The sequence below is a fragment of the Halocynthiibacter sp. C4 genome (assembly GCF_028823805.1).
Classification (GTDB): domain Bacteria; phylum Pseudomonadota; class Alphaproteobacteria; order Rhodobacterales; family Rhodobacteraceae; genus Falsihalocynthiibacter; species Falsihalocynthiibacter halioticoli.
In genome coordinates, this window is the sequence record NZ_JAPEIE010000001.1 from 342,172 (window position 1) to 355,127 (window position 12,956).

The 12,956-nt window shown below is 52.7% G+C and carries 14 protein-coding genes; 5 read left to right on the forward strand and 9 right to left on the reverse strand.

Annotated features, from left to right (window positions below):
- Positions 1 to 47: 47 nt before the first annotated feature.
- From OU789_RS01705 to OU789_RS01715, 3 genes are read left to right on the forward strand one after another with little or no spacing between them, the layout of a single operon-like run.
- Complete coding sequence (locus tag OU789_RS01705) at positions 48 to 1,142, forward strand: ABC transporter ATP-binding protein (protein WP_274652732.1); 1,095 nt, start codon at positions 48 to 50, stop codon at positions 1,140 to 1,142.
- A complete protein-coding gene (locus OU789_RS01710) occupies positions 1,142 to 1,999 on the forward strand; it encodes an ABC transporter permease (RefSeq protein ID WP_274652734.1) in 858 nt (285 codons plus the stop codon). Before OU789_RS01705 ends, OU789_RS01710 begins: the two co-directional genes overlap by 1 nt.
- 3 nt (positions 2,000 to 2,002) lie before the next feature.
- Complete coding sequence (locus OU789_RS01715; RefSeq protein ID WP_274652736.1) at positions 2,003 to 2,854, forward strand: ABC transporter permease; 852 nt, start codon at positions 2,003 to 2,005, stop codon at positions 2,852 to 2,854.
- Here OU789_RS01715 and OU789_RS01720 read toward each other — a convergent pair.
- From OU789_RS01720 to OU789_RS01745, 6 genes are all read right to left on the reverse strand, one after another.
- On the reverse strand, positions 2,851 to 4,554 hold the full coding sequence (locus tag OU789_RS01720; RefSeq protein ID WP_274652738.1) for a two-component system sensor histidine kinase NtrB: 1,704 nt from the start codon (positions 4,552 to 4,554) through the stop codon (positions 2,851 to 2,853). The genes OU789_RS01715 and OU789_RS01720 overlap by 4 nt on opposite strands.
- A gap of 96 nt (positions 4,555 to 4,650) precedes the next feature.
- The gene (locus tag OU789_RS01725) at positions 4,651 to 5,856 is read right to left on the reverse strand and encodes a TCR/Tet family MFS transporter (RefSeq protein ID WP_274652740.1); all 1,206 of its coding nucleotides are present in this window, start codon (positions 5,854 to 5,856) and stop codon (positions 4,651 to 4,653) included.
- A 42-nt stretch (positions 5,857 to 5,898) separates the two neighbouring features.
- Positions 5,899 to 6,723 (reverse strand): alpha/beta fold hydrolase, encoded by an 825-nt coding sequence (locus tag OU789_RS01730; RefSeq protein ID WP_274652742.1) that lies wholly within the window; start codon positions 6,721 to 6,723, stop codon positions 5,899 to 5,901.
- Between the two features lie 3 nt (positions 6,724 to 6,726).
- A complete protein-coding gene (locus OU789_RS01735) occupies positions 6,727 to 7,698 on the reverse strand; it encodes a threonine ammonia-lyase (RefSeq protein ID WP_274652743.1) in 972 nt (323 codons plus the stop codon).
- Positions 7,695 to 8,519, reverse strand: a complete 825-nt coding sequence (locus OU789_RS01740) for an alpha/beta fold hydrolase (protein WP_274652745.1) — start codon at positions 8,517 to 8,519, stop codon at positions 7,695 to 7,697. The genes OU789_RS01735 and OU789_RS01740 overlap by 4 nt, the downstream gene beginning before the upstream one ends.
- Entirely contained in the window at positions 8,516 to 9,202 is a 687-nt protein-coding gene (locus OU789_RS01745) for a haloacid dehalogenase type II (protein WP_274652747.1), read from the reverse strand. The genes OU789_RS01740 and OU789_RS01745 overlap by 4 nt, the downstream gene beginning before the upstream one ends.
- Positions 9,203 to 9,326: 124 nt before the next feature.
- On the opposite strand from OU789_RS01745, the gene OU789_RS01750 reads away from it, so the two are divergent.
- A complete protein-coding gene (locus OU789_RS01750) occupies positions 9,327 to 9,716 on the forward strand; it encodes a VOC family protein (RefSeq protein WP_263954204.1) in 390 nt (129 codons plus the stop codon).
- 68 nt (positions 9,717 to 9,784) lie between these two features.
- Here the strand turns inward: OU789_RS01750 and OU789_RS01755 are convergent, their stop codons facing one another.
- From OU789_RS01755 to fabA, 3 genes are read right to left on the reverse strand one after another with little or no spacing between them, the layout of a single operon-like run.
- On the reverse strand, positions 9,785 to 10,573 hold the full coding sequence (locus tag OU789_RS01755) for an enoyl-ACP reductase FabI (RefSeq protein WP_274652749.1): 789 nt from the start codon (positions 10,571 to 10,573) through the stop codon (positions 9,785 to 9,787).
- A 9-nt stretch (positions 10,574 to 10,582) separates the two neighbouring features.
- Positions 10,583 to 11,809: a beta-ketoacyl-ACP synthase I gene (gene fabB, locus OU789_RS01760; RefSeq protein ID WP_263954198.1), complete on the reverse strand. Its 1,227-nt coding sequence runs from the start codon at positions 11,807 to 11,809 to the stop codon at positions 10,583 to 10,585.
- A 26-nt stretch (positions 11,810 to 11,835) separates the two neighbouring features.
- Positions 11,836 to 12,345 carry a bifunctional 3-hydroxydecanoyl-ACP dehydratase/trans-2-decenoyl-ACP isomerase gene (gene fabA, locus OU789_RS01765; protein ID WP_263954197.1) on the reverse strand — a complete coding sequence of 170 codons (510 nt, stop codon included), beginning with the start codon at positions 12,343 to 12,345 and terminating at the stop codon, positions 11,836 to 11,838.
- A 180-nt stretch (positions 12,346 to 12,525) separates the two neighbouring features.
- On the opposite strand from fabA, the gene irrA reads away from it, so the two are divergent.
- Positions 12,526 to 12,951: an iron response transcriptional regulator IrrA gene (gene irrA / locus OU789_RS01770; protein ID WP_274652752.1), complete on the forward strand. Its 426-nt coding sequence runs from the start codon at positions 12,526 to 12,528 to the stop codon at positions 12,949 to 12,951.
- Positions 12,952 to 12,956 lie beyond the last annotated feature (5 nt).

The following is a 12,956-nucleotide window of genomic DNA, read 5'->3' on the forward strand; positions in this document are numbered from 1 at the left end:
GCGCAGGGTAATCCTGCGCGCCGTTTTCTCTTTTCTGGAATATTCGAATGACTGCTGTAAACGACCTTGATTGCATCAACCTCACGAAGCGTTTTGATGAGACTCTTGCTGTGGATGATGTTTCATTCTCGGTGCCGCGAGGGTCGTTCTTTTCGATCCTCGGCCCATCGGGATGCGGCAAAACCACGATCATGCGGATGATCGCCGGCTTCCTTGATCCCACATCCGGTGACATCCAGATCAAAGGCAAATCTGTTTTGGATACCGTGCCGAACAAACGACCTGTAAATATGGTGTTCCAACATCTTGCGTTGTTCCCAATGATGAACATCGCCGACAACATCGGGTATGGATTGCGGCGGCAAGGGTTGGACAAAAAACTGATCGATGCAAAGGTTGCCGATGCGTTGGAACGTGTCGGGCTCCCGGGTATTGGGAATCGCCGTGTGGAGCAGCTTTCTGGTGGGCAGAAGCAACGTGTGGCAATTGCGCGGTGTATGGTGCTGGAGCCGGACGTTCTTTTGCTGGATGAGCCGCTAGGTGCGCTTGATCTCAAGCTGCGGGAGCATATGAAAGTTGAACTCAAGTCGCTTCAGGCCGCGTTTGATACGACATTCGTTTACATCACCCATGACCAGTCCGAAGCCCTTGTAATGAGTGATCAGGTGGCAGTGATGAATGCAGGCCGTTTCGAGCAACTCGACACCGCCGCAAATCTCTATTACGCGCCACAAACGCCGTTCGTTGCTGGGTTTGTTGGGGATAGCAACCGATGGAAGGGTCGGGTCGAGAGCGTGTCCGGCGATCAGGTTAAACTGGTAACGGAAACAGGCGTTTCGATCATCGGCACCGCTAGGGGCACCGTACAAAGCGGCGCCACAGTCGAGGCATTCGTGCGACCAGAGGCAATTCGGGTGGCGCACTCGGTAAATGGCATTGGTGAACACGCAAACAGCTTCGTCGGAAATGTTGAAAACGTGCTGTTCAATGGTGCGAACTCTCGCGTGCTTCTCAGAGTCGAGGGCGGTGGAACGATTGACGTTGCCTTGCCGCAGTCAGGAGAGTTCAACGGGCTTCAGCGGGGCGATGCGCTTGCTATCGGCTGGGGCGCATCCCAATCCTTGTGCTTTGAGGCAAACTGATGGGCGCGCACGGAAAACTCGGGTTTATCCTTCTGGCGAGTCCGCTTGTGCTTTGGCTAAGCTTGCTGATCATCATCCCGCATATTGATCTCTTTATCCTGTCACTTCAGGAAAAAATTGGCGTGCGTCAGTATCAAACCAGCTTCGCCAATTACATGACGTTCTTTAGCGAACCTCTCTATTTGCGCACTTTCCTACGGACGGCATTCATGTCGATCGTTGCAACGGTATTGACGCTATTGATCGCATTCCCGATCAGCTATTACATCGCAAAAATCGCGCGTGGGCGGCTTCAGTCTGTTCTGTTCCTGATGTGTTTGGTGCCGTTCTGGGTTTCGGAACTGGTGCGGACCTTCGGGTGGATGATCTTGCTGCGCGAAACGGGGATATTTTCAAACTTCCTTCAATGGTCGGGGATTGTAAGCGGGCCTGTTGAGTTCCTTTACAATGATGCGGCGATGATGGTCGGATTGATTTATACGTCCATGCTGTTCATGGTTGTTCCGCTTGTGACGACGCTCGAAAGTCTCGACGATTCCATGATAGAAGCGGGCTATGACCTTGGCGGAAACGGCTATAACGTCCTGCGCGAAATCATAATACCTCACGCAATGCCCGGAATTGTTTCCGGCTCTATCGTGGTCTTCATGCTCTCGCTTGGGAATTACCTGACGCCGATTATGCTTGGGGGCAAAGATAGCCTTTGGTTCACTGAAATGATCTATAGCCAGTTTATCGTCCGCTTTAATTGGGAGCTGGGGGCGGCCTTTGGCTTCCTGCTTCTAGGGCTTTCATCTCTGATTGTCTGGGGCGCTCTCAAGCTCTCCGGCCAGACGCTTGAAAAGACGATGGGGTAAACGATGATACCAACAATCAAACAACCCCGCGCATTCTCGCTGATTTACGGCGCCTATGTTGCGCTGTTTTTCGTTTATCTCGCGCTGCCGCTGCTTGTTGTGTCGCTTTTTGCGTTCAATGACAGCTTGTTCCCCTCTTTGCCGTGGAATGGTTTCACTCTCGATTGGTTCTTTTCGCCTGAACAACCGCAGCGCGGAGTTTTCTATGAAAAGTCGATCCTCGAATCTATCGGCACGTCTGCACTCGTTGCGGTGTCGGTTGCTGCGCTCTCCGTCGGCGTTGGAACCTGCAATGCGTTCCTGTTCAACCGTTATGAATTCCAGTTCAAATCGGTGCTCTATGTTCTGATGCTATTGCCGCTGGTTATACCTGGCATCGTTCTGGGTATCTCGATCTTGGTATTCTCCTCGACCGTCGCAAACGGCGTCGAGGATAGCCTGAACTATGATATCGAAGCGCTTCGGCCCGGCTTGGTGCTGGTGATACTCGGGCAGTTCAGTTTCATCACAACGATTGCAACACTGGTGATTGCCGCGCGGCTCAAGAAGTTTGACACGTCTCTCGAAGAGGCCGCGCTAAATCTTGGGGCAACAAGGCTTACAGCGGTGCGGACAATCACGCTGCCCTATCTTCGTCCAGCGATTTTGGGTGCTGTATTGGTCGCGTTTTTGATGAGCTTTGAAAACTTTAACACGACCCTGATGCTTGTCGGTTCTGACGCGCCGCTCACGATCGAGATGTTTGATCGGTTGAAAGAGGGCTCCACTCCGGTGCTCAACGCGGTGTCGCTTTTGCTTATGCTTGGCTCAAGCCTCTTGGCGCTGACTATGATTGCGTTTCAACGAAAATCCTAAGCAGAAGATAGCGCGGGGAGATATAATTCCAGCCGCGCTCCTTCCTCGCCAGGGTTCGCAAGGATAATTGCACCACCCGCGCGCTCGGCGAAACTTCGAACCATGCTTAACCCAAGGCCGCTTCCGTGGCCTTCGGGCTTTGTTGAATAAAATGGATCAAACATACGCGCGGCATCCTTGAGTGACACACCTTTGCCCGTGTCTTCGACAACAATGCGGAGATATTGCCCTGCATTGAGGTGGCCGGGTAAGTTTTCAAGGGTGTCAGGATCGAGGGTAACAATCTGGGTCTCGATTGTAATTTCACCACCACCGACCACAGCGTCCCGCGCATTGCCGACAAGATTAAAGATAACGTCTTCAAGCTCGGAGCGGTTGATCTCGGCGAGTTTTTGGCCTTCTCCGATCTTAGTGTTCAGTTTGATATCGGTTGGCAAAACACGGAACAAAATCGGCGCGAACTCTTGGATAATAACATCGATGTCGTGCGGTTCTGTATCATAGGTGGTTTTGATGGAAATCTGGTGAAGGCGTGTGGAGAGTTGTGACGCTTTGGCGCTTGCGCGTTGCGCGAGATCGACGAGGTTCTTGAGGTCTTTGTTGTCTTCGACATAGGGTTCCATTGATGACAAGCATCCTGAAATCACACCGAGATTGTTGTTAAAATCATGTGAAATTCCTGCCGCCATCAGCCCTGACGCCGCAACCTTTCGACTATGGTAAATCGCTTTCTGAGCGGCGCGGCGTTCCGTAATATCAACGAGAACGCCTTCAACTCCCAGCGTCTGCTCGTTTGGCCCGCGCCAAGGCTGCGCACGCATTACAATCGTTCGGAGCGTGTCGTCATTTCGGCGAAGTGTAATCTCCATTTCCGACTTACCAACGGTGTCCAATACCGACTGGAGAAATTGGCCAATCCCGTCAGGATCAGGAGAAAAGTTTCCGAGTGGTTGTCCGATTATTTGTTGAGGCGGAATGTTAAGAAGTTTCTCGATTGACGGAGAAACCTTAACCAACACGCCGCGTGTATCAACGCGAAAAAAGGGTTCGACAAGTTGGTCGAGTATCGAACGGGTTTCACGCTCGGAATTGGCTACTTTCTCGGATTCAGCAGCCTGTTGTTCTAGCGCTTCAGTGAAGAACTTATTCAATACATGGACAGTGGCAAGCATTGCTGAGGACGAAGCGATGAATATCGCAACGTAGTTCGCCCAGCTTGCCGGCTCCACGATATAGGCCGCAGGATCGCCAAATCGGATCAATCCCGTCTTCACGGTAAAAATTGCGAACCCGATCACGAAACTACTGGTTAAGACAAGAAGAACGAGAGCCGACCAGAAACCGTAGCACACCAACAGCAATGTCGGCGCAATCAACAGAAAATAAAAGCCAGCTGCCGTCATGCCGAAATAGGAAACCCCATAGGCCGATAGCGGAACAAGCAGCATAATCGGAGCAACAGCCCGTACCCAAAGTGGTAGTTTGCTTCGGAAAAACGTTATCCCAAGCATAAGAGCCAATGCGCAAACCGTCAGGAGAGTAGAGGTTCGTAGCCCATCGGTAACCGTAACGTCTCTGTAAATAATGATGGGTGACACAATGACCGTAAGGAATGCCGCGGTCAGAAGCCATCGATTACAAATATCCGACTTCTTCTGGGCGATCCGTTCACGAACCGAGTTTTGAAAATCTGCGGTCATCACAGCCTGCTAAAAAGATAAACTAATGAATTTCTATCTACCCTTTTAGGCGAATTTTCGACGTTAATGAAATAATACCGCTGCCAGAACTGATCGTTATTCTGCCGCGACGCTCGTTTTTGGCTGTGTCGCGGCGAACAAAATCATCGCTGCGGCCATCAGAACGGCCGCGAAAAGAAAAGGTGCGCCGGGAAAATATGGCGATGCACCTTCGTGACTGAAAAAGAAAAATGTCTGCGTCATGACAATCGGTGACATGAGCATACCAAGTGCAGCGAGTGAGGTGGTCAGACCTTGGAGCTCGCCTTGTTGATCGTCTGATGCGGCGCGGCTCATGATCCCCATGATTGCGGGACTTGCGATAATGCCGAGCGAAGAGAGTGGCGTCAGGGCAATTATCATCCACCCGCTTGGCGCTATTGCGAGAAGAAGGAACGACAAAACATTAAGCCCCATGCCTAGCATTGTCGTTTTCGCTTCGCCGAGTTTCCTAAGAATGGGGCGGATCGCTACGCCCTGCATGAACGCCATAGACAGGCCGAAAACCGTCAGAGAAAGGCCGACCATGCGCTCATCCCATGCGAACTTCTCAAGGGTGAAATACGCCCAGATGGAAGGGTAAACGAAGAAGGAAATTTCATAGATCAAAAACACTACCATGAGCCCTTGCAGGCCTGGTAACTTCCCGATTGCCTTGAAGGCACCCAGAGGGTTTGCGCGACGCCATTCGAACGGACGGCGGATTTTGTCTGTAACCGTTTCTGGCAATACAAACAGGCCAAAGAAAAAGTTAGCCCCTGCAAGTGCGGCGGCAACGTAGAACGGCACGCGAGGGCCAAAGGTTGAAAGCAACCCACCCAAAGATGGGCCAAACACAAACCCAAACCCGAATGCTGCGCCAACCATGCCGAAGTTTGCGGCCTTGTCTTCCGGCGCGGATATATCGGCGACATAGGCATTGGCCGTGGAATGCGAGGCCGATGTGATCCCTCCGATTATTCGACCAAGAAACAAGAGCCAGATGCTGCCCGCGACCGCCATAATGAGGTAATCGACAGCGAGGATCGCAAGCGATGTGAGCAACACAACTTTGCGCCCGAACCTGTCAGAAAGGTTCCCTAAAAGCGGGGAGAACAAGAATTGCATAAGGCCAAAAACCGTGGCCAGCACGCCGCCCCAAATCGCAGCATGGGCAAGATCGGCGCCACTTACGTCGCGGATCAACGCGGGCATCATTGGCATGATCAACCCAAAGCCGATCGCGTCGATCACGAGCGTGACCAGAATAAAAAAGATCGGCAATCTGGATTTCACTGTGAGCGTACTTTCTGAAATGCGTTGTTTTTAGTGGCCCGTGCAATCATCGTCGCAGGAGCAGCTACCGTGCCCTATCTTTTTAAGAAAGTCAGTAAGTCGTTCCCCGAAATCCACGGGTTGTTCAATCATGGACAGATGGGCTGCACGTGGCATGATCTGAAAATCCGCACCGTGAATGAGTTCAACAGTATCGCGCATAAGGTCGGGCGGAATGAGCGTGTCGTTGTAGGCCGATAGCCCAAGCGTAGAAAGTCGAAGCCCAGATACTGGTGTGAAGAAATCTGTGCCACTCATTGCATGGCAGCAACCGATGTATCCATCGAGCGAGTTCTGGAGCAATACTGTTCGCCAATGCTCCGCTTCAGGTGGGTTTTGATTGGCGCGGCTAAACCAACGTTTGGCCGCACTCTCTGCTGCTTGCATTCCGTTTTTCTGGAGCGCTTCAAGTTGAGCATCCCACTTGGTTTTAATGCCGATCTTGGCAGCCGTGTTGACAAGAACCAAAGCGCGGATCTGGTCGAGGCGTTTTACAGCAAGGCCCTGAGCAATTTGCCCTCCAAGATGCGCGCCTACAAATACACAATCTTTTATTCCGAGGTGCTCGATAAGCGCTTCGGCCTCGCCGATCAAAGCCCCCATCGTGTAGGGCGGTGGCGGAGTGGAGCTTTTTCCGTGCCCTCGGATGTCATAGCGGATCAGACGATAGGCGCTGAGTTCGGGGCAGGCGGCGAAAACTGCGTCCCAAACCCGCAGATTGGTGCCTAAAGCGTGCGCAAATACTATGGGTTCACCGGTTGGCGAACCGTCCTCTTGCCAATGAACCTCAAGGCCCTGATGATCGAATATCGGCACTGTTTACCCCATTGATGATTGATCAAGGGCGAGCGCACGCTGGAAAACATCTGGGTCTGTGTTTCCACCAGAGGCAACGCAAATAACGGTCTCCGAGTTGATCTTATTCGCGTGGAACAGCGCAGCGGCTAGGGCTACGGCGCCGCCGGGCTCTATGACAATACGAAGCCGCTTGAAGGCCAGCGCCATTGCGTGAAGCGCGTCTTCGTCACTTACTACGATGCCGCTGCCGCAGAGCTTTTGTATGATCGGAAAGGTTAGATCGCCTGCGCACGGCGTCAGTATTGCATCGCATATCGACCCCGACGTTTTTTCGTTCGCCAAAAGTTTGCCGGTGGCTAGCGAGCGTGTCACATCATCAAACCCTTCTGGCTCCACTGGTCGCACTTTGAATTTAGGTTTGCGTGCTTCAAGCGCTGTCGCAACACCGGACATCAAACCGCCACCGCCACAGGGCACCAGAATCTCGGCGTCATTGATGCCAAACTCATCAGCTTGCTCTGCGATCTCAAGTCCAACCGTGCCTTGCCCACCGATCACTTTTGGATTGTTAAAGGGATGGATCAAGGTGTAGCCCTTCTCCTCGAGCATCTTCGCGGCGACTTCGTCGCGATCTCGGGTGGCACGGTCATATGTCACCACATTCGCACCCAGAAAACGCGTGTTTTCGATTTTCACCGTGGGCGCATCAGAGGGCATGAGAACGGTCGCCTTTACGCCGTGAGCCTTTGCTGCCGCCGCTATTCCTTGTGCATGGTTTCCGCTTGATAGGGCTAATACCTCACGCGCTTTTTCCTCGTCCGTGAGAGTGGAAATAGCATTCCATGCTCCGCGGAATTTGAATGAGCCGGTATGTTGCAAGCACTCTGCTTTTACAAAAACGCGACGGCCAGAAATCTCGTCGAGGAATGGGGAACTAAGAAGGGGAGTTTTCCGCGCGTGACCTTGTAGGCGTTTGTAGGCGTCTTCAATCATTGGAGCTCCTTTAGCCAAACTCGGAGCGCGGACAAACTTTCGGGCTCATCCAAAAACGGGACGTGGCCGCGATCTGTTACTTCGGCATATGACATGTCTGGGCGCTTGGCGTACATTTTTTCGGCGGTTTCTTTTGAGAGGATATTCGAATTTTCACCGCGCAATAGAGCAAGAGGAAGCCCTTCAAGCGCATCAAACAACGGCCAAAGGTCTGGCATCGGTGCGTCGCTCGCGGCGAGGAAAGCATCTCTGAGCTTGGGATCGTATCTTAACTCTAATCCGTTCTCTGTTTCGCGATAATGCGCGCGTACCTCGGCGAGCCATCGTGAATAGGGCACGTTATGAAAATCGATGAGGAGTGCAGCGCGCGCTTTTGCAGCGTCTTCATATGATTTCTGAGTTGGCTTGCGTCCGAGATATTGCTCAATCGCGGCAAGCCCACTTGGATCAATCTCCGGACCAATGTCGTTTAGGCAAAGCCCCAGCAATCTGTCTTTTGCGATTGCGGCCATACTCATACCAATCAGTCCCCCGCGGGATGTCCCAAGGACGGCGGCACGGTCGATTTCGAGGTGATCGAGCAGACGAAGGATATCATTGGTTTCGGTTGGAATTGTGTAGGTTTCGGGCGGGGCATAGGCCGATTGGCCACGCCCTCGATAATCTGGGCGGATGATCCGGACGCCAGGCAAATGCGGCACAACATGATCAAAATCGTGGGCGTTGCGCGTTAGGCCCGCGAGCATAAGCAGCGGAAGCCCTTCGCCCTCGTCAAGATAGGCGAGGTCTAGATTATCGAAACTCTTGTAATAATTGGTCATAGGGTAGCAGCTAATTGGGGTATTTTGGACAGGTCTGGCAATACATGCTCGGGCTTGCCGTCTAATCGATCTATCGGCTCTGATGCGCGATTGACCCATGCTGTGTGGAAGCTATATTGCGCAGCGCCTGCGATATCCCATCCGTTTGACGAAACAAACAACACCTCGTTCGGCGGGCAATCAAATCGTTTCCCGACGAGATCATAAACAACATCAAAAGGTTTGAATGTTTGGACCGTTTCAACCGACAGACAGTCATCAAGTAATGCACCAAGTTGCGCTGAATTAACCGCGCCTTGCAGCATGTCGGGCGAACCGTTTGAGAGTATGGCTGTACTGAAATCCTTCGCTTTCAATTCAGCGAGCATTGTTGGGACTTCCGGATAGGAAGAAAGCTCCCAATACAGCTGTAGCAAGCGCTCACGGAGGTGTGGATCGGCTAAGTCATTCGCTTCCAAGGCCCAATCAAGCGCGTCCTTCGTAACTTGCCAAAAATCGCAGTGGGTATTGGTTATCGCCCTGATCCAAGTGTACTGAAGCTGCTTTTGTCTCCAGTTGATTGCGATGTCTTGCCAATGCTCTGCAAAACTCTCGTGACCTTGCTCGGAGGCCGCACTTCGCGCGGCAGCGTTCACATCAAAAAGCGTGCCATAGGCATCGAAAATACAGGTTGAGATGGGCATGTTGGTCTCCGAAGCGCAGTGTCTGAGCGGACTTTGGCACAGCATTGTGATAGGGGGAAGGGGCGGTCTGTGGTATCATTTCTTTTGTTCGTAATTTGTATTTTTGTTAACGGGGAGAACTAAAGTGACTGATATTCATGGCACTGTGCATTGGAGCGAGTTGATGACCCGAGATGTCAAAGGGGCGTTGGCTTACTACGGCGAAGTATGTGGCTGGACCTTCGACGAAATGGAAATGCCCGAAGGTGGGACGTATTACGTTGGTATGGCGCATGGCAAACCTGCCGGTGGGATTATGGATATGACCCCGCTTGAGCATCTAAAAGACGTTCCTGCGCATTGGTTTACCTATATTGCGATCAACGACGTGCAAGATGGCGTCAACACCACAGAGGATAAGGGCGGAGAGATATTGCGTGCACCCTTTGATGTTCCTGGGATTGGAAAAATTGCGATCGTCAAAGATCCCGGAGGCGCAGCATTGGGGATCATGACACCTGCGACTGATGGGTAGCACGACTGTCCAATGACATAAGAAAGGGGCCACGCAGGCCCCTTTGTGTACTTAGCTTTACAGATGCTTCAGAGATTTTCCGGCTGAGGCATGCCAAGAACATGATAGCCGCCGTCCACGCGGATAATCTCGCCTGTGGTGCAAGCTCCTGCATCAGAGGCAAGATAAACAGCTGTTCCGCCAACCGCTTCCAGCGTCGCGTTTGAACGAAGCGGAGCGTTTGCTTCGGTTTGGCGGAACGTTTTGCGTGCACCGCCGATGGCTGCACCAGCGAGTGTTTTCATCGGACCTGGAGATACCGCATTGACGCGGATACCGTCTGGCCCGAGATCATTCGCGAGGTAGCGTACCGTTGCCTCAAGAGCAGCTTTGGCTACACCCATAACGTTATAGAACGGCGTAACGCGGTTAGAGCCTTGATACGTGAGGGTCAGGATCGTACCGCCATCTGTCATCAGCGGAACCGCGCGGCGTGCCACTTCGATAAGTGAGTAGCAGCTGATGTCGAGCGAGTTTTTGAAATTCTCGCGCGACGTATTGACGAAGCGGCCAGTAAGCTCGTTCTTGTCAGAGTAGGCGATTGCGTGAACGACGAAATCGATCTTTCCCCAAACTTCCTCAAGCTTGGCGAATGCTGCATCAAGAGACGCGTCATCCGTTACATCGACGTCGACCAAGAAATCGCTGCCGAGGCTCGCCGCCAGCGGTTCAACCCGCTTTCCAAACGCTTCACCTTGATAGGTAAACGCAAGCTCTGCGCCTTCTGCGGCCATGGCCTTGGCGATGCCCCAAGCGATCGAACGCTCGTTGGCAACCCCCATGACCAACCCGCGCTTCCCCTTCATCAAATCTGCCATGGCAATGCCTTATCCGTGATATTTGCTCATGGCGATGGTGCCGTTCGTGCCACCAAAGCCGAAGCTGTTTGAAATAACAGTATCGAGACCAGCATCTTTCACGAAGGTCTGATTGATCTCACCTTCGTTGATCTCTGGGTCAAGCTCGGTGATGTTCGCTGATGGCGGGATAAAATCGCCGTTGAGCATGATCAGCGAGTAGATCGCCTCGTGCACACCTGCACCGCCGAGGCAGTGGCCTGTGAGCGATTTGGTTGAGGTGATCGGAGGCGTGTTCCCTTCGCCAAAGACATTGCGAACGGCTTTAACTTCCGTCACATCGCCCGCCGGCGTCGAGGTGCCGTGCGCGTTGATGTAACCGACTTTGCGGTCGCCAATGGTCGAGATTGCAAGCTTCATAGAGCGCTCTGCACCTTCGCCCGACGGCGCAACCATATCGTGGCCATCAGATGTTGCGCCGTAACCAGTAACTTCGGCATAGATTTTCGCGCCACGCGCCAAGGCATGCTCTAGCTCTTCGAGAACCAACACACCGCCACCGCCGGAAATTACAAAACCGTCGCGTGTTGCGTCGAACGCGCGGGATGCGGTTTCGGGGGTGTCGTTATATTTGCTGCTCATCGCGCCCATTGCGTCGAACAGACATGACAGCGTCCAGTCAAGCTCTTCACCGCCGCCAGCGAACACAATGTCTTGCTTGCCGAACTGGATTTGCTCCACACCGTTACCGATGCAGTGCAGTGAGGTCGTGCAAGCGGAGGTGATCGAATAGTTCACGCCTTTGATCTTGAACGGAGTCGCAAGGCAGGCAGAGTTGGTCGAACTCATGCAGCGGGTTACCATGAATGGCCCCATCCGCTTTGGCGACCCTTTTTCTTTCACGATGTTATGCGCTTGAAAGAAGTTCATCGTCGACGGGCCGCCGGATCCCATCACCAAGCCTGTGCGCTCGTTTGAAACTTCATGTGGTTCGAGGCCAGAGTCCTTGATGGCCTGTTCCATTGCAATGAAGTTATAGGCCGCGCCCATCCCCATGAATCGCAAATCACGCTTGTCGATGTGTTCTTTGACATCGATTTGAGGCATGCCGTGAATCTGGCTGCGGAATCCGTGCTCTTTGTAATCGGGAGCGGCAACGATGCCTGACTTGCTCTCGATCAGGCTTTTGGTCACTTCTTCGACATTGTTCCCGATAGACGAAACAACGCCCATCCCTGTGATGACGACTCTGCGCATGGGCTGTCCTTCTTTTTCCTCTGTGATTAGTCGGCAGCAGCCAGACCAACCTTCATATTTTCCACAAGATAAATCTCTTCTCCGTCCGCTTCAACGCGGCCATTGGCGACACCCATCTTGAGGCGGCGATCAATCACTTTCGTGAAATCGACGTAGTATTTAATCATTTTTCTCTCAGGTGTAACCATACCTTTGAGTTTTACTTCACCAACACCAAGCGCAAACCCTTGCCCTTGCATGCCGCGCCACCCGAGGTTGAACCCCGTTAGCTGCCACAAACCGTCAAGGCCAAGGCAGCCGGGCATAACCGGATTGCCGGGGAAGTGGCATTCAAAGAACCAGAGGTCAGGATTGATATCAAATTCAGCTACAACATGGCCCTTGCCGAACTCGCCACCGTCAGCGGAAATCTCGGTGATGCGGTCCATCATAAGCATGGGTGGCATTGGCAACTGGGCGTTACCCGGGCCAAACAGTTCACCTTTCGCGCATTTGATCAGCCCGTCTTTGTCGAAGCTGCTAGGAAAATCGGCCATACTGACGGGCCCCCTTATCATCGGTTTCGTTGTTGCCCATCCTCTATCACCCGTGTTGATAGGCTGGCAAGGGTTGGGCAGCGTTCAGACGCCAGTTGCAAATAGGTTTCATTAAAAACTTGTTTGAAAACCTCTACTGCCCCAAGCTATATTCGCAGCAGACAACAGACTGGTACCCAAATGGCACTAAGCGCGAATGAAATTGGATCGAACTGGCTTGCTGGCGCAGGATTGCGGCCAACACGGCAGCGTTTGGCGCTCGCTGAACTTCTTGTCGGTGACGGGCAAGACAAACACGTAACTGCTGAAAGCCTTTACGAAGCAAGCCGCGATGCGGGCGAGAAGGTTTCTCTTGCAACGGTCTACAACACGCTCAAGGCATTCTGTGCCGCGGGTCTGTTGCGCGAAATCATCGTTGATGGTTCCAAGTGCTATTTCGACACCAACATGAGCGATCACCCGCATTTCTATTGGGAAGACGACTCGCGTTTGACTGATGCGCCAAATGACGAGCTTGTGCTTGCCAAGATTCCTAAGGCGCCAAATGGTGCGGAAATTTCCAAGGTCGATGTGGTTATCCGTTTGCGGAGCACCGCTAAGGACTAGATTGG